General features: G+C 73.2%; 14 protein-coding genes. 5 read left to right on the top strand and 9 right to left on the bottom strand.

What is annotated here, in order from left to right; all coding sequences use genetic code 11:
- Positions 1–7 precede the first annotated feature (7 nt).
- From ACX25U_RS30385 to ACX25U_RS30350, 8 genes are all read right to left on the bottom strand, one after another.
- Positions 8–886: a hypothetical protein gene (locus ACX25U_RS30385; RefSeq protein ID WP_454384728.1), complete on the bottom strand. Its 879-nt coding sequence runs from the start codon at positions 884–886 to the stop codon at positions 8–10.
- A gap of 52 nt (positions 887–938) precedes the next feature.
- Positions 939–2,465: a hypothetical protein gene (locus tag ACX25U_RS30380; protein ID WP_454384726.1), complete on the bottom strand. Its 1,527-nt coding sequence runs from the start codon at positions 2,463–2,465 to the stop codon at positions 939–941.
- A gap of 92 nt (positions 2,466–2,557) precedes the next feature.
- Positions 2,558–3,256: a GntR family transcriptional regulator gene (locus tag ACX25U_RS30375; protein WP_454384724.1), complete on the bottom strand. Its 699-nt coding sequence runs from the start codon at positions 3,254–3,256 to the stop codon at positions 2,558–2,560.
- A gap of 243 nt (positions 3,257–3,499) precedes the next feature.
- Positions 3,500–4,360 (bottom strand): SGNH/GDSL hydrolase family protein, encoded by an 861-nt coding sequence (locus ACX25U_RS30370; RefSeq protein WP_454384722.1) that lies wholly within the window; start codon positions 4,358–4,360, stop codon positions 3,500–3,502.
- Positions 4,357–5,532 carry a glycosyltransferase gene (locus tag ACX25U_RS30365; protein ID WP_454384720.1) on the bottom strand — a complete coding sequence of 392 codons (1,176 nt, stop codon included), beginning with the start codon at positions 5,530–5,532 and terminating at the stop codon, positions 4,357–4,359. The genes ACX25U_RS30370 and ACX25U_RS30365 overlap by 4 nt, the downstream gene beginning before the upstream one ends.
- Positions 5,529–6,656, bottom strand: coding sequence for a glycosyltransferase family 4 protein (locus ACX25U_RS30360; RefSeq protein WP_454384718.1), 1,128 nt, complete (start codon positions 6,654–6,656; stop codon positions 5,529–5,531). The genes ACX25U_RS30365 and ACX25U_RS30360 overlap by 4 nt, the downstream gene beginning before the upstream one ends.
- A 139-nt stretch (positions 6,657–6,795) precedes the next feature.
- Positions 6,796–8,214, bottom strand: coding sequence for a HEAT repeat domain-containing protein (locus ACX25U_RS30355; protein WP_454384716.1), 1,419 nt, complete (start codon positions 8,212–8,214; stop codon positions 6,796–6,798).
- Positions 8,215–8,538: 324 nt separating this feature from the next.
- Complete coding sequence (locus ACX25U_RS30350) at positions 8,539–8,931, bottom strand: ankyrin repeat domain-containing protein (protein ID WP_454384714.1); 393 nt, start codon at positions 8,929–8,931, stop codon at positions 8,539–8,541.
- Between the two features lie 313 nt (positions 8,932–9,244).
- Here ACX25U_RS30350 and ACX25U_RS30345 point away from each other — a divergent pair, with 313 nt between their 5' ends.
- Positions 9,245–9,439: a hypothetical protein gene (locus tag ACX25U_RS30345; RefSeq protein WP_454384712.1), complete on the top strand. Its 195-nt coding sequence runs from the start codon at positions 9,245–9,247 to the stop codon at positions 9,437–9,439.
- 37 nt (positions 9,440–9,476) lie between these two features.
- On the top strand, positions 9,477–11,057 hold the full coding sequence (locus ACX25U_RS30340) for an ATP-binding cassette domain-containing protein (RefSeq protein WP_454384710.1): 1,581 nt from the start codon (positions 9,477–9,479) through the stop codon (positions 11,055–11,057).
- Positions 11,058–11,292: 235 nt separating this feature from the next.
- Here ACX25U_RS30340 and ACX25U_RS30335 read toward each other — a convergent pair whose 3' ends face one another.
- Entirely contained in the window at positions 11,293–12,792 is a 1,500-nt protein-coding gene (locus ACX25U_RS30335) for an SCO1417 family PLP biosynthesis transcription factor (RefSeq protein ID WP_454384708.1), read from the bottom strand.
- Positions 12,793–12,891: 99 nt separating this feature from the next.
- Between ACX25U_RS30335 and yczE the strand changes: the two genes are divergently transcribed.
- From yczE to ACX25U_RS30320, 3 genes are all read left to right on the top strand, one after another.
- The gene (gene yczE / locus ACX25U_RS30330; RefSeq protein ID WP_454384706.1) at positions 12,892–13,545 is read left to right on the top strand and encodes a membrane protein YczE; all 654 of its coding nucleotides are present in this window, start codon (positions 12,892–12,894) and stop codon (positions 13,543–13,545) included.
- The gene (locus ACX25U_RS30325; protein ID WP_454384704.1) at positions 13,542–14,309 is read left to right on the top strand and encodes a glycerophosphodiester phosphodiesterase; all 768 of its coding nucleotides are present in this window, start codon (positions 13,542–13,544) and stop codon (positions 14,307–14,309) included. The genes yczE and ACX25U_RS30325 overlap by 4 nt, the downstream gene beginning before the upstream one ends.
- Positions 14,310–14,377: 68 nt before the next feature.
- Positions 14,378–15,733: an MFS transporter gene (locus tag ACX25U_RS30320; RefSeq protein ID WP_454394583.1), complete on the top strand. Its 1,356-nt coding sequence runs from the start codon at positions 14,378–14,380 to the stop codon at positions 15,731–15,733.
- The last annotated feature ends 260 nt before the right edge of the window (positions 15,734–15,993 follow it).

Raw genomic sequence — 15,993 nt, 5'->3', positions numbered from 1 at the left:
AGGCGGCCTAGGAGTGGAACGGCAGCCCGGCGTCGGCCACCAGCTCCAGGTCGTCGGTGTCCTCGGCGGGCAGCAGGCTCGGCGTGCCGTCGGTCACCGGGACGATGCCCAGTTCCAGGAGTTCGGCCAGGGCGGCGCTGCCCGCCATGTCGCGCACCTGGAGTTGGTAGCGGGCCGTCGTGCGGTAGGTGCCGCCGTTCTCGTCGCCGGTGCGCTGCAGGAACCCGGAGTCGGTGAGGAACGCCAGGGCCTTGGCCACGATGCCGGTGGTCGAGGCGGCCGGCCGGCGTGCGTCCTTGGTGGCCCCGGTCGCGCTGCGTCTGGCCCAGATCCGCCAGGCGGCCTCGAGGCCGGGCGCGCCGGTGGCCGGGTCGGTGTTCTCGCCCTGCTCCTCGGCACGCTCCTCCAGGCGGCGGCAGGCCTGGCGGACGAAGGTGTCGACGCCGTTGACCGTGACGCGGCCGATGTAGCCGTCGTCGGCGAGGTCCTCGGGCCGGGGGAAGGCGAGGGCGGCCACGGCGAGGTGGGCGAGCCCGTGCAGGAAGCGGTCGCTCGAGTCGGCGGTGGTGCGGCGCGCGTAGTCGCCCATGCGGACGGCGAACACCGAGTCCTCGGCTGCGGTGACCGCCATGCCCGCGCGCGGGGACACCTCCAGGACGACCAGCCCCAGCCCGGCGGCCACGGCGTCGGCGAGCCGTGCGAACGCCGGGTCCTCGCGGTGGCGGCGCAGCAGGTCGGCGTACTCCTGGTCGCGCGCGGGCTGCAGCTTGGGCTGCAGCCCGAAGGCGACGAGCCGGGCCGCGTCGGCGGCGTCGGCGGGCGTGACGGCGGCCGCCGTGGGCATACCTGCGGCTTCCGGCTCACTCCGGTCGACGTGCTCGGTCACGGTTGGGGCTCCTTGTCGCGGTCTGGCTCGTGCGTACGGGTGCCGGCGGGGCTCACGCCGCCTCCGTCCGGTCGGCCGCCATGCCCGCCGCATCCAGCAGCGCCGTACCGACGATGAGGTCGGCGCCGCCGAACTCGGGGTCGTCCAGCTCGGTCCCGTCGTCCACGGCGAACAGCAGCTTCTCCTCGCCCTGCCGGTAGGCGGTGCCGACCGGCGGGCTGGCCGCGTGCACGGCCAGCAGGGCGACCAGATAGGGCAGATCGGCGTCCTTGCGGCGGGCCTCGGCGAGCAGGCCCGACAGCCGCCGTGGCGCGTCGGCCGGCAGGTCCAGCAGCCCCATGGCGGCCGCGAGCTGCTCCTCGCTGAACCGGCTGTCGTCCGGAGTGGCGATCAGGTCGGGTTCGGGCATCTCGGCGCCCAGGTGCTCCCGCTCGGCAGGGGGCGTCAGCAGGATGTCGACGAGGTCGCCCACCCGGACGGACACGGGTGTGCGCAGCCCCGTACCGTGCGCGAAGAAGGCGTCCGTGACACGGATCGCCTGCTCCAGGGACAGGGGAAGGGTCGGTGCGAGCAGGTGGCCGTAGAGGTCGGTCCCGGACGTGGCCAGGGGGGTGGCGAAAGCCTGCCGGTCCTGCTCGGCGCGGAACAGCGGGCCGGCCTCCAGGAGCCGGGACTGCAGTTGTGTGTGCCGGCGGATGCAGTCCTTGACGATGTCGACCAGCTCGGCGGCGCGCCGCTTGTGCTCGGGGTCCTCCGACTCGTCGCGTGCTTTGCGGATGTTGGTCAGGATCGCGTTCTCGTGCCGGTAGCGGTCGGCGACGTGGTCCAGGGCCTCGGCGATCATGTCGGGTACGGCGCTGAGCCAGTCCACCGCGCGGACGTTGCGCCGGGTGGCCTCCAGGGCCCGGCGCAGGGTCTCCGAGTACTGCACGGTCCGGTAGCGGGCCTGTTCGGCGGCGAGCTGGGCGTCGGCGAGGCGGCCCCGGCTGATGAGCACCTCCAGCTTGACCTCGGCGGCGATCTGCGCGCTGGTCACGTCGGTGTCGAGGGCTCCCACGAGGACGTTGACCGCCTCGTCCGTGGTGCGCAGGTAGACGCTGCCGCCGGGGCCCGGCACCTCCTCGATCAGCTTGAAGTCGTAGTCCCGGCGGACGTACGTACCGTCCGGCGCGAACGTGCCGTACACCGTGCGGAAGCCGCGGTCGACGCTGCCGACGTTGATCAGGTTCTCCAGGACCCAGCGGGCCACGCGTTCGTGTTCGGCGACCGGCCGCCGCGGGGCCTGGGCGGCGACGCGCGGGACGAGCCGGGCCACGATCTGGTCGTGGTCGGCGCCGGTGTCGAAGTCCATGTTGAGAGTGACCAGGTCGATGGCGGCGAGCGCGACCTCCGCCATGCCGTACACCGAGTACTCGCCGGCGAGATTGGCCTTGCGCGCGTCGAGGTCGTGCAGCGGCGCGGTGCAGGCGAGCGCGCGCAGCCGCCGCGCCAGCCCCTCGTCGGCGGCCGGGCCCCGGGCAGGGCGCGGCCCCGCGCTGAGCTGGGGCGGAACGCTGTCCGTCGATGCAGGCGAAGTCACGGTGCACAGACTAGGTCCTCGGTCTGACAACGACCCAAACGGCGCAGACGCCCCCCGGTGCGTACGTCGTCACACCCGGTGCGGTGGACCCGTCACCGCTCCCCGTCCTGGCCGACCCGCCGCCGGTAGACCTCCACGACCCCCTCCAGCGAGTCGTCGAGGTAGACGGCGAGCAGCCTCTCCGCCTCCTCCCGCTCGCCCCCCTGCAGGGCCTGGAGGATCTGCTGGTTGCGGGTGAGGTGCGGCTCGTGCAGCCGCCGCGGATCGTCCACGACGTGGAAGGCGAGACGCAGTTCGGCGAAGACACCGCGCATGAGCTCGTCGGTGCGGTCGCTGCCGGCGAGCGCCACCAGTTCCCGGTGGAAGTGGATGTTGGCCGTGCCCAACCCGTTCCAGTCGCCTTCTTGCGCGGCCCGCCGGCCTTCCGCGACGGCTCCGGCGAGGCCGTCGAGGACATACGGCGGCTCGCCCAGGTCCCGTACGACGGCGCACTCCACCAGGCGGCGGGTGCGGTAGATGTCCTCGACGTCCTCGACGGCCAGGACCCGTACGAAGACGCCCCGGTTCAACTCGTGGACGAGCAGCCTCTCGTGGGTGAGCAGCCGGAACGCCTCGCGCAGCGTGTTGCGGGAGACGCCGAGCGCTCCGCCGATGCCGTCCTCCGACAGTCGTGTGCCGGGCGGGAAGCAGCCCTCGGCGATACGGCTTCTGAGAATGTCCGAGACCCGTTCGGCGGTGCTGGTGCGACCCAGCAGGGCGCGGTCGCCGGCCAGTGGCGTCAGCTCTGCCATGCCCGGGATTCAACCGCACGGACGGGGACGAAACAACAGGGGTATTGGAGGATCGTTCAACGATCCTCCGCCTTGCTGGTCGCCGTGACGCCTGTGACCGACGCCCGCGACAAGCGCCGGTCCAGGTACCGCCCGGCGGCCGGGAGGCCGGCGGCCCTCCTCGCCGGCCTCCCGGCCGCCGCACAGGCGGTTGCGGGCACCCCGGTCCGCTTCGTGGCGGTACGCCGCCGCTGGGGGCGCCCCTCACGCCGCTTCCGGCTCCGGCCGCTCCGGCACCGACAGCGCGGCCAGTGCCGCCGACACCGACGCCGACGCCCGCAGGTCGAGGCGGGAGCCGGCGCCCCGGGCGTGGTGGCGCAGGTCGTCGGCGGCGAGGGTGAGCAGGTGCGGCAGCAGGTCGGTGCAGCGGCGGACCACCCAGCCGGTGCCCGCCGTGGCCAGCCACCACAGGCTCGCCGACCTGGTGGGCGCGGGGAACTCGGGCTCCGGCGAGGGCGCGGCTCCCGTCGCCAGGCCCATCTCGGCGAGCAGCACGTGGAAGCGGACGGCGAGTTGGCGGTGCCCGCGCTCCCCCGGGTGCAGCCGGTCCGCGCTCCACATCGCGCGGTCGGTCAGCCACTCGCCGGCGTCGGCGTGCAGGTGCACGGCGCCGTACCGTTCGGACAGCGCGTGCACCACCGCGTTGACCGCCCGCTGCCGCCGGGCCAGCGGGCGGGCCAGCGCCCCCGGCAGGCCGAGCATCGCGCCGGGGTCGGGCAGGCAGGCTGTCAGCAGGACCGCGCCCCGGCCGGTGAAGGCCGCGTACACCCGGTCGAGCCGGGTGGCCACGGCGTGGATGTCGAAGGTGCGGCGCAGGGTGTCGTTGACGCCGACGACGACGGACACGAGGTCCGGGCACGGTTCCAGGCCGGCCGGCGTCTGCCGTTCCAGCACGTCACGGGTCTGCGCCCCGCTGACCGCGAGGTTGGTGAACTCCACGCTCGCGGGCTCCTCGGCGAGCCCGTCGGCCAGCAGTGCGGCCCAGCCGCGCCACCCGTCGCCCGCGGGGTCACCCACGCCCTCGGTCAGCGAGTCACCGAGGGCGACGAAACGCAGGGGTCTCATGCCACTCCCTCCGGCAGTGGGCGACGCGCGGCGGCCGGGGCGTCGTGGGCGGCGAGGAACGCCTCGACGGAGGTGTTCCATCCGAAGCGCTCCGCACGCGCGCGTGCGGCCTCGCGCCGCTGCCGCTCCGGGCGTGCCAGCAGGGTCTCCACGGCGTCCGCGAAGGCCGCACCGTGGTCCGCCGCGGTGGCGCCGGCGGAGCCGATGACCTCCGGCAGCGCGGAGGAGGAGCTCGCCACCACGGGTGTGCCGCAGGCCATTGCCTCCAGCGCGGCGAGCCCGAAGGTCTCGGCCGGTCCGGGTGCCAGGCACACGTCGGCGGAGGCCTGGAGCGCGGCGAGCAGGCCACGGTCGCGGACGTGTCCCAGGAAGGTGACCGGCAGCGCGCGCTCACGGGCCCGCTGTTCCAGGCGCGCCCGCAGCGGACCGTCCCCGGCCACCACCAGCACCGTCCGCCTCCCGCGCCGCCGCAGCGCCTCCACCGCGTCCAGCGCGGTGCCGGGCCGCTTCTCCACGGACAGCCGTGAGCACATCACCAGCAGCGTCTCGTCCACGCGCGCGTGCCAGGCGCGCAGTCCCGCATGTCGCAGCGCGGGGTGCCGTTCCACCAGATCGACGCCCAGGGGCGCGCGTACGACGTTGCGCGCGCCGATGCGCACGAACTCACGCTCCGCGAACTCGGTGGTGCACACCACGCGCGCGTAGGTGTGCGCCGTACGCACGTTGAGGGCGTCGGCGGCACGCCGGGAGGGGTTCTGAGGCAGCCCCCAGGTGCGCAGCACGCCGTCGGCGGTCTCGTGGGACACCATCACCGCGGGGACCCGGGCACGCCGGGCCCACTTGCCGGTCCACCGCAGCGTCGTACGGTCGGAGACCTCCAGGCGGTCCGGGGCGAGTTCTTCCAGGAGGGCGGCCACACGTCGCTTGTCGGTGAGGACGCGGTATCCGCCGGTGCCGGGCAGCGGCGGCCCGGGCAGGGTGATGACGCGGCCCTGCTCGGTCTCACGGTCGGTGTGGCGGTCGGCCGGGATGATCAGCACCGGTGCATGGCCGGCGGCCTTGTAGCCCTTGCCGAGTTCGTGCAGGGCGGTGCGCAGTCCGCCGGAGGCGGGGGCGACGAAGTTGGCGAGCCGCACGATGGTGAGCGCTTGGGTGGTCGTCGCTCCGGTCATGCCGCCACCGCCGTCCGCCGCGCGGCGAGCACGTCCTCGTAGTGCGCGATGAGCTGGTCGCCGACCGCCGCCCAGGTGCGCCCCTCGACGGCCGCGCGGCCGGCCGCGCCGAACGCGGCCCGCAGCGAGGGGTCGGCGGCCAGCGCCCACACGGCGTCGCGCACTGCGGCCGCGTCGCGCGGCGGGACGAGCAACCCGGTGCGGCCGTGGGCGACCAGGTCGAGTGGGCCGCCGGCGGCGGGTGCGACGACGGGCACACCGCTGGCCATGGCCTCCTGGACGGTCTGGCAGAAGGTCTCGAAGGGACCGGTGTGCACGAAGACGTCCAGCGAGGCGAAGAGCCGGGCGAGTTCGTCACCGGTGCGGCGGCCCGCGAAGACCGCGCCCGGCAGGGCCTGGGCCAGATGCGCCCGGCTGGGTCCGTCGCCGACGACCACGACCCGCACGCCCGCCGTCCCGCAGACCCCGGCGAGGAGTTCGACCTGCTTCTCGGGGGCGAGCCGGCCGACGTAGCCGACGATCAGTTCCCCGTTCGGGGCGAGCTCGCGGCGCAGTGCCTCGTCGCGGTGGCCGGGGTGGAAGCGGACGGTGTCCACTCCACGGGGCCAGAGTCTGATGTGGGGCACACCGTGTGCCTCGAGGTCACGCAGGGCCGCGCTGGAGGGGGCCAGCGTACGGTCGGCGGCGGCGTGGACGGAACGGATGCGCCGCCAGGCGGCGGCCTCGCCGGCGCCCATGTAGGTGCGGGCGTAGCCGGCGAGGTCGGTCTGGTAGACGGCGACGGCGGGGATGCCGAGCCTGGTGGCGGCCGCCATGCCGCGGACGCCGAGGACGAAGGGACTGGCCAGGTGGACGAGGTCGGCATGGTGCTCGGTGAGCGCCGTGGCGACGCGCCGGCTGGGGAGCGCGACGCGGACCTGGGGGTAGCCCGGGAGCGGGAGGGAGGGGACACGGACGACCGGGCACGGCGCCAGTGCGTCGGGCCCGCTCGATGCAGCGGTGGCGGGAGCGACGACGAGAGGGGCGTGACCGCGATCGACGAGGTGCCGGGCGGTCTGGAGCGCGCAGTGGGCCACGCCGTTCACGTCGGGAGGAAAGGATTCGGTCACGATGACGACACGCATACCGGTGTTGTCGCCGGACCGGACGTGGCCGCGTCAACGTGGATCTTTCCGGACGGGGAACGTCCCATGAGCGTTGGGCCGCACGGCAGAGCAGGTCAGCCCCTGTCCACACGCTCCTGTCTCCCAGGTCACGGGGCGTTCACGCGGTGGGTGAGTCCGGCCCGATCCTGCTGCGTACGGCGGTCTGGACCTCGGCCTCCTCGGCCGGGTCGGCGGCGAGCCTGCGCAATCGCTCGACGACGCGGGCGTCGCCGGTCTCGGCGTGCCGGGCGGCCAGTTCGCGGGTGGTCTCCTCGCAGTCCCACAGGCATTCGACGGCGAATCCCGCGGCGAAGGAGGGGTCGGTGGCGGCCAGCGCGCGGGCGGTGCGGCCACGCAGATGGGAGGAGGCGGTCTCGCGGTAGATGTGGCGCAGGACGGGGGCGGCGCAGACGATGCCGAGCCGTCCGGCGCCGTCGACGAGGGTCCACAGGGTGGGTGCGTCGGGGCCTTCGCCGCGGACGGCCTCCCGGAGGGCGGCGAGGACGAGGTCGCGGTCCCGGGCCGCGCCGCGGCAGGCGAGCACGCGTCCGGCGGCGGCGCCCAGCGCGTCGGGGCGGCGGGCCCAACCGCGCGCGCGGTCGACGGCGGCGACGCTGCACATGCGTTCGAAGGCGTCGACGGCGGCCTCCAGCACGGTGGCCGAGCCGTCGGACACGGCCGACTCGATCAGGTCGAGGGCAGCGGGGTCGTCGCCGTCGGCGAGGTAGCGCAGGGCCGTGCAGCGGGCCGCGTCGGTGCCCTCCCGGGCGGCGCGGAGGATCTGGGGCCGGTCCCCGGGGCCGGCGACGGCGACGAGACATCGGGCGGCCGGGACATGGAGGGCCGCGCCGCGTTCGGCGCCCTGCTGGGCCCACTCGAACACCGCCTGCACGCTCCACCCGGGGCGTGGCCCGGTGGGGCGCAGCTGCCGCTGCCAGCGGTCGAAGCAGCCGGCCTCGTGGGCGGCACGCACGCGCGTGGCGATCGACGCGCGCGGGTCGTCGGCCCAGAGTCGCCATGGCCGGGGCTCGAAGGCGTCGCGTACGGCCGCGGCCAGCTCGGCCTCGCCCTCGGCGTCGGTGGCGAAACGGGCGAGGACGGGTACGGCGAGGGCGCGCAGCCCGGCGTCGTCGTCCCTGAGCGCCAGTTCGTCCAGGGCCCAGGCCCAGTTGGCGCCCGTGGCCGCGTACCTGCGCAGCAGGGCGAGGGCGTCCTGCCTGCCGTAGGAGGCGAGGTGCCCGAGGACGGCGAGGGCGAGTCCGGTGCGTGACTCGTCGGTGTCGAGGGCGTCCTCTGGGTGGAAGAGGTGGACCTCGATCTCGTCCAGTTCGCCGTTCAGGTCGAGGAAGAGCCGGGCGTAGTACAGGGAGCGGTTCTCCACCTGCCAGTCGTGGCGGGGGTCGTGCAGCACACAGTGGTTCAGTGCCGCGAGCGCTTCGGCGCGCGGGGCGGTGAGCGCGTGCAGCGTGCCGTCGCCGCGGCCCCGCTGCAGCAGGCCGAGCAGCGTACCGCTGGGCGCTATGACCGGATCGAACATGGGAAACAGCCTCACATCAAGCGTCGACGCAACCGGGGACCACTCACTACCTGGCCGCGCGACAACACGTCGGGGCGCCCGCCGTCCGCTGCTTGCTGTAGACCATCTTCCTCTGCCTCTCGTCGGTGGCCCATGCGGGCCGTATCACGGCCCGCATGGTGCGGCAAAACCTGCCCAGCCATCGCGTCCGTGAATCACGACGTCATGATGACCCGGCGTCCGCGCCGCCGCGACCGAAATTTCCGGCGGCCCCGTACCGCCTCCCCCGTTTTTTGTGTCATACCTGGTCAGAAGAGCCGAAGCGGCTGCTTTCCGCCCGGGAGGTCACTGCTCGCCGAACAGCTCCAGCAGCTCGGCCTTGCCGAACATCCGGGCCGTGTCGACGGCCGACGGCGTACCGGCGGACGGGTCCGCGCCGCCCTCCAGGAGAGCCCTGATCACTTCCTGCTCGCCCTTGAAGACCGCTCCGGCGAGGGGGGTCTGGCCCCGGTCGTTGGCGCGGTCGGCGTCGGCACCGCGGGCCAGCAGCGCGCGGACCGCGTCGGCATGGCCGTGGTAGGCGGCGAGCATCAGCAGGGAGTCGCCGCGGTCGTTGGTGAGGTTGGCCGGGACGCCGGCGTCGACATACGCCGCGAGTGCCTCGGTCCGCCCCTGCCGGGCCAGATCGAAGATCTTGGTCGCCAGCTCCACGACCTCGGGGTCGGGGGCTTCACTCATCGGCCGGACCGCCTCTCACTGCGAACGTCGGTTACTGCGGGGGGCAAGCGTACGGCGGCGCGCACCGGCCGGGCCGTACGGGTGAATCGCCCAGCGTACTGGCTCGTGCGGCACATGACCGGATGCGCCTGAGGCAAAGATCACCACAGAGGTCATCGAGCGCAACGGTTCTGCCCGACCGAATCATCCGCTTCCATCAGCTGGGCGAAATCGAGCGAAATTCACCCAGTTGCACCTTTTATCATATGGATACATGCTGTGATGCTGGAAGAACTCAGGGTGACTGTCCCCCCGACACCAGGAGTGACCTCACATGATCCTCTCCATCTCAGGCGTCGTCCTGTTCGGCGTCATCGTCTTCGTGTTCTTCCGCAAGGACGGACTGAAGCCCTCCCACGCGTGCGTGTCGGTCCTGTTCGGCTTCTACCTGTCGAGCACGGCCATCGCCCCGAGCATCAAAGCCGGCGGCGAGAGCCTGGCGAGCCTGCTCGGCGGTATGAGGTTCTGACGCCGCCCCCGCCCGTTCGCACTTCCAGGAGGCAGCAGTGGCCCGGCGTCCTCTCCCCCGCATTCTGAGCACAGGCAGCGCGCAGCTCGCCCGGAGCCGGGAGCTGGCCCGGACGGCGGCGGACAGCGCCACCGACGTCCTCCACCCGCTGATCACCATCACCCGTGGTCTGCGCCGGCTGGCCGGGGCCGGACGGCGCAAGTGGTCGGAGACCCCGAAGGACCGGCGCGGGCCGCTGCTGTTCCTGGTGGCCTCCGTGATCCTGGTGGTGGCGATGGTGCCGTACGGCCCGCTGCTCGCCGCCATTGTGCTGATGGCGGCGGCGGCCTGGCAGGGCCGCGACCGCACCCCGCGGCAGTCCGAGGGCTCCGACGCGTCCCGCGTCCAGCGCCTGGCATCGCTGTACGAGGCCCTGGTCCCGTACTTCTCGGCAGCCGAGGACCCGGCGCCGCTCTACTCTCACAGCGGCGCGTGGGAGAAGGCCTTCCCCGCCTACGAGTTCGACGACTCCGGCCGCATCCACCACCTGGTGGTCCGCTACCCCGCGTACTTCACCGACGGCGAGCCCGAGTCCCGCGCGCGGATCGAGCACCTGCTGACCGCCAAGGCCGGCCGCGGACGTGAGTACCTCTTCGCCTGGGACGAGGAGAGCAACCAGCTGGCTGTCACCGCGCTCGCTCCGCTGCCCACCGACATCGCCGCCCAGCGCTTCGTCACCGCCCCGGGCGAGACCGTGCTCGGCTTCACCGACCCCGGCGAGGTACAGCGCACCCTCCCTCTCACCTACGGGGAGGAGAAGCACGACGTGCCACCGGTCGTCTGGCGCACGGGCCTGCGCTCCACCGAGCCGCACCTGCTGGCCCTGGGACAGCCCGGCAGCGGCACGTCGACCCTGCTGCGGTCCATCGCGCTTCAGGCCCTCCAGTACGGCGACGTCGTGATCGTCGACGGCGGCGGCACCGGCGAGTACGCCTGTCTGACCGGCCGGGACGGGGTGCTCGCGGTCGAGTGCGGGCTGACCGGGGTGCTGGCGAGCCTGGAGTGGGCGGCCACCGAGACCGAGCGCCGGCTGATCGCCGTGGGCCGCGCGCGGCAGGCGGGGCACCCGCCGCCGGAGGACACCAAGCGGCCACTGTGGCTGTTGCTCGACCGGCCGACCGCGTTCACTCATCTGGCCGCCGCGGACGGGCGCAAGGACCCGCAGGCGCTGCTGCAGGTGCCGCTGCGGCACGGGCGTGCGGTGGGTGTGACGGTCGTCGTGGCGGAGCAGTTCGACAGCGCGGAGGCGCTGAGCGACGCGGTACGGCAGCACACGCGCGCGCGTGTGGTGCTCGGGGCGACGACGGTGGAGCAGGCCAAGGCGGTGCTGGGGGCGCCGCCGCATACGACGCCGCCGGCGGTCGTGCCGGCCGGGCGGGGGTACGCGCGGTTGGGGACGAAGGCGGTGCATCGGTTGCAGGTGCCTGCGACGCCGGATCCTTATGACGATACGGTGAGTGATGCGTGGCGGCAGGCCGTGCTTGATCTGTTGCCGCCGAAGACGATGCCGGCGGACGGGGAGACCGTGCCGGAGGATGCTCCCGTGGCTACCGAGGCTGCCGTGGTCGAACCTTCTTGAATGTGCGGGTGAGTTGCTGCGGGTGGGTCGGCTCGCCAGCGCTCGCGGGGTGCCTCCCCCGAGCTCTTCGAGCAGGGGGTGCCCCCCCATCACTCTGGGGGTCCCCCCAGGCGTTCAGCACTGGGGGAGGCACGACTGCCCGCAGGCTGAGCGGCACGACTGCCCGCAGCTGGGGCGGCACGACTGCCCGCAGCTGGGGCGGTACGGCCGCCCGCAGCCGGGGCGGTGCGGACAGCTATGCCACGAATGTTCTTGGAGTTTCGTTGCCTGCCGGGGATCCTGTTTCCACCAGGTGGGCGGCTGCTGCCAGGCGTGTTGCTGCCTCTTCCGCCACCGCTCCGGTGACTGTGAACGGGAGTCGGACGTAGCCCTCGAAGGCGCCGTCGACGCCGAAGCGGGGGCCGGAGGGGACGCGGACGCCGACCCGTTCGCCGACCTCGGCAAGGCGGGATCCGGAGAGGCCGCCGGTGCGCACCCACAGGGTGAGGCCGCCGCCGGGGACCTCGAACTCCCAAGTGGGCAGCTCCCGCCGGACCGCCGCGACCAGGGCGTCCCGGTTGTCGCGGGCCTGGCCGCGGCGGAGCTCCACGGCCTCCTCCCAGCCTCCGGTGCTGAACAGCCAGTTCACGGCGAGCTGTTCCAGTACGGGTGTGCCCAGGTCGGCGTACGCTCGCGCGGCGACCAGGCTGCGGATCACGTCGGGGGCGGCCCGCACCCAGCCGATGCGCATCCCGGCCCAGAAGGCCTTGCTGGCCGAACCGACAGTGATCACCGTGGATCCGGCGGGATCGAAACCGCACACCCGCCGCGGCATCTCCAGGCCCGGCTCCAGGTGCAGCTCGCTCATCGTCTCGTCGACGACGAGCACCGTCCCCGCCGAGCGTGCCGCCTCCACCAGCCGGCGCCGCTGGTCCTCGTCGGCGAGCGCGCCGGTCGGGTTGTGGAAGTCGGCGACGACGTAGGCGATCCGGGGCGCGGCCTCGCGCAGCACCTGGCGCCAGCGGTCCAGGTCCCACCCGGTCAGCCCCTCGGCCATGGCCACGGGCACCAGCCGGGCGCCCGCCTCCCGCATCAGCTGCAGGATGTTGGCGTAGGAGGGCGACTCGACGGCGATGCGCTCGCCGCGGCCCCCGAAGAGGTGGCAGATGGCGTCGATGGCGCCCATGGCGCCCGTCGTCACCATGATCTGCTCCGGCATGGTGGGGATCCCGCGCGCGGTGTACCGCTCGGCGATCATCGACCGCAGCGCGGGCAGCCCGGCCGGGTAGTCGCCGTGGGTGTGGGCGTAGGGCGGCAGTTCCTCCAGCGCGCCCCGTACAGCGCGGGTGAGCCACGGCTCCGGGGCCGGCAGGGCCGCGGTGCCCAGGTCGATCACCGAGCCCAGTGCCTCCGGCGGCAGCGGTTCGAGCCCGCGCGCGGGCAGCGGGTTGCCGGCCGGTACCGCGGTCCAGCTGCCGGCGCCGCGCCGGGACTCCAGGAACCCCTCCGTGCGCAAGGTCTCGTAGGCGGCGGCGACCGTGGTGCGGCTGACCGTGAGGGCCGCGGCCAGTTCGCGCTCGGCGGGCAGCCGGGCGGCCACCGGGACGCGGCCTTCGAGCACCAGCAGCCGGACGCCGTCGGCGAGCGCCCGATAGGCGGGCGGGCGGCGGGTGCCGGGGCCCGCCGGGCGATGCTGCTGGGACTTGAGGAGTCGGGCGAGCTGCGCGGCCCCCACCGCCGAGGTCCACTGTGCCATGACGACCAGTCCACCTTTCACGAATTGGCCATGGATGGGTTTTCTCCCCGAGCCACAGAGTGTCATGCACCAGGCCACTTCCACCACCAGGGGGATGCTTTGTCGACACGGACCCGTCTCGGGCGACGACTGATCCAGCTCTACGCGGGACTCGCGCTGTACGGCGCGAGCTCCGCACTCCTCGTCCGGGCGGGCCTGGGTCTGGAGCCCTGGAACGTGCTGCACCAGGGCCTGGCCGAGCTCACGGGCCTGACGATCGGCGTGGTGTCGATCATCGTCGGCGCGGTGGTGCTGCTGCTGTGGGTCCCGCTGCGCCAGCGCCCCGGACTGGGCACGGTCTCCAACGTCTTCGTGGTCGGCCTCGCCATGGACGGCACCCTCGCCCTGCTGCCCGACGCCCACTCTCTGACCGTACGAGTCCCCCTGCTCGTGGCGGGCATCGTGCTCAACGGAGTGGCCACCGGCCTCTACATCGCCGCCCGCTTCGGGCCCGGTCCCCGTGACGGGCTGATGACCGGGCTGCACCAGCGCACCGGCCGCTCGATCCGACTGATGCGCACCGCCGTGGAGGTGGCGGTCGTCGCCACCGGCTTCGCCCTCGGCGGGACGATCGGCGTCGGCACGGTCCTGTACGCGCTGACCATCGGCCCGCTGGCCCAGCTGTTCCTGCGCGTGTTCGCCGTCCCGACGGCATCCGGCGGCAGTACGGTCGTTGCCGCGGCGACACCCGAACGAGCGATACTGCGTCCGTGAGCACGCTCGTACGCCACCCGTATCTCGACCACCCGGGGCCCATCCCCTTCGCGCACCGCGGCGGAGCGGCCGACGGGCTGGAGAACACCGTGGCGCAGTTCCGGCGCGCGGTCGACCTCGGTTACCGCTACATCGAGACCGACGTCCACGCCACGGCGGACGGCCGGCTCGTCGCCTTCCACGACGCGACCCTGGACCGGGCGACCGACGGCGCGGGCCGGATCGCGGACCTGCCGTGGCAGGACGTGCGGCACGCGCGCGTGGCGGGCCTGGAGCCGGTGCCGCTCTTCGAGGAACTGCTGGAGACCTTCCCCGAGGTCCGCTGGAACGTCGACATCAAGGCGGAACCCGCCCTGCGCCCCCTGCTGGACCTGATCGAGCGGGCGAACGCGTGGGAGCGTGTCTGTGTCGGCTCGTTCTCCGAGGCGCGTGTGGTCAGGGCCCAGCGGCTGGCCGGGCCGCGCCTCGCCACGTCGTACGGCACGCGCGGGGTGCTGGGGCTGCGGCTGCGGTCCTGGGGTCTGCCGGCCGCGCTGCGCCGGTCCGCGGTGGCCGCGCAGGTGCCGGTATCCCACTGGGGCGTCCCGGTGGTCGACCCGCTGTTCGTCCGCGCCGCACACGCGCGCGGGCTGCACGTGCACGTGTGGACCGTCAACGAGCCCGATCGGATGCACCGGCTCCTGGACCTGGGTGTCGATGGCATCATGACCGATCACATCGACACGTTGCGCAAGGTCATGGAGGACCGGGGCGTCTGGGCGTGAGGCCCCGGCCGTCCCCGATCGTCTTCGCGGACCGGCAACAGCGGCACCACGGGGAAGCGAGGGCACGGGTGGGCGGCGACACCGTGCGGGCGCAGCAGGCGGCCGACGAGACGGCCGAGCGGCGGCGCGAACAGCGCGGCTGGTACTTCTACGACTGGGCGTGCTCCGTCTACTCGACCAGCGTGCTCACCGTGTTCCTCGGCCCCTATCTCACCGCGGTCGCCGAGTCGGCGGCGGACGCGGGCGGGTTCGTGCACCCGCTGGGGATCCCGGTGCGGGCCGGGTCGTTCTTCGCGTACTGCGTCTCGGCGTCCGTCATCGTGGCGATCGTGCTGATGCCGGTCGCGGGCGCGGCGGCCGACCGCACCGGCCGCAAGAAACCGCTGCTGGCGACCGCCGCCTATGTGGGCGCCGGTGCCACCACGGGCCTGTTCTTCCTGGACGGTCACCGCTATCTGCTGGGCGGTTTCCTGCTGGTCGTCGCCAACGCGTCGGTGGCCGTCTCGATGGTCCTCTACAACTCCTACCTTCCGCAGATCGCCCCGCCCGAGGAGCGCGACGCGGTGTCCTCGCGCGGCTGGGCCTTCGGCTACGCGGCCGGCTCCCTGGTACTGCTGGCGAACCTGGCGCTGTTCACCGCCCACGACTCCTTCGGGGTTTCGGAGGCGATGGCCGTCCGCATCTGTCTGGCCTCGGCCGGTCTGTGGTGGGGCCTGTTCACGCTCGTACCGCTGAAGCGGCTGCGCGACCGCCGTACGGCGGGTGCCTCCACGGCGCCGCCCGTGCACGGCTGGCGTCAACTGGCGTCCACCGTACGGGACATGCGGGGCAAACCGCTCACCCTGGCCTTCCTGCTCGCCTACCTCGTCTACAACGACGGCATCCAGACGGTGATCTCGCAAGCCTCGGTGTACGGCTCCCGGGAGCTCGGCCTGAGTCAGTCGACGCTCATCACGGCGGTGCTGATGGTGCAGGTACTGGCGGTCGCGGGGGCGCTCGGCATGGGACGGCTGGCCCGGATCTACGGGGCGAAGCGCACGATCCTCGGGTCGCTCGTCGCGTGGGCGGCGACCTTGGCGGCCGGGTACTTCCTGCCGGCCGGGGCTCCGATGTGGTTCTTCGTGCTGGCCGCCGGGATCGGGCTGGTCCTCGGGGGCAGTCAGGCGCTGTCCCGGTCGCTGTTCTCGCACCTGGTCCCGCCCGGCAAGGAGGCCGAGTACTTCTCGGCGTACGAGATGAGCGACCGCGGCATGAGCTGGCTGGGGCCGTTGCTGTTCGGGATCACCTACCAGCTGACCGGCAGCTACCGGGACGCGATCATCTCGCTGGTGGCGTTCTTCGTGATCGGGTTCGTGCTGCTGGCCCGGGTTCCGGTGCGGCGCGCGATCGCTGACGCGGGCAATCCGGTCCCTGACCGGATTTAGCACTCGAGGTGAAAGGGCGGTAGTGTACGCGTTTGGCCTGCCAGGTGTACCGTTACTGCGCGTCAAAGAAGCCGAAACGCTGGGTGACATCTCCTAGCAGATGTGACAAACAGGGCGCCGGTGGGTACTGCACTGGTTGACAAGGCTGCGGCTACGACGGCGACGCATGACCCGGAACGGGACCTCGGAACGGGAATCTTTACCGCCGACCGGACGTTGACCGGATGACGACGACAGCGACACCTGTCCTGTGGGCGACA

It is taken from the genome of Streptomyces sp. JNUCC 63 (genome assembly GCF_054366325.1).
This window is presented reverse-complemented; position numbering and strand designations above follow the sequence as displayed.